1 protein-coding gene is annotated in these 545 nt (G+C 40.0%); it reads right to left on the minus strand.

Going from position 1 to position 545, the window contains the following annotated elements; translation table 11 throughout:
- A partial coding sequence (locus tag H4J57_RS19560; RefSeq protein WP_182244002.1) for an Ig-like domain-containing protein occupies positions 1-545 on the minus strand: 545 nt, incomplete at both ends.

The raw sequence follows: 545 nt of genomic DNA on the forward strand, positions 1-545 counted from the left end.
AGAGTAACCGTGTCACCTGCATTATACGTATTACCATCAACAGTAAAACTCGTTACAGTGAGTGGACCATCGGCTGTTTCAGCATTATCAAGCACATTGCCTGTGGCTGTTGTATCTTCAGCTGTTGTAACAGACTCATTATCATCAATAAGATCTGATAAAGGTGTTACTGAAATTGTTAAGGTAGAACTATCCGTATCACCTGCACCATCTGTGACGGTATAAGTAATTACAGGAACAGCACCATTGAAATTGTCATTTGGTGTAAAAGTGTAACTACCATCGGCATTTAAAGTGAGTTCACCTTCAGCGAGAGTAACGGTATCACCAGCATTATACGTATTCCCATCGACAGTAAAACTCGTTACAGTTAATGGTCCGTCTGCAGTTGCTGCATTATCTAGAACATTACCAGAGACTGCTGTATCTTCAACTGTTGTAACAGATTCATTATCATCAGTAAGATCTGATAAAGGTGTTACTGAAATTGTTAGAGTAGAACTATCCGTATCACCTGCACCATCAGTTACGATGTAGCTGACCAC

The sequence above is a fragment of the Colwellia sp. BRX8-7 genome (assembly GCF_014077275.1).
Classification (GTDB): domain Bacteria; phylum Pseudomonadota; class Gammaproteobacteria; order Enterobacterales; family Alteromonadaceae; genus Colwellia_A.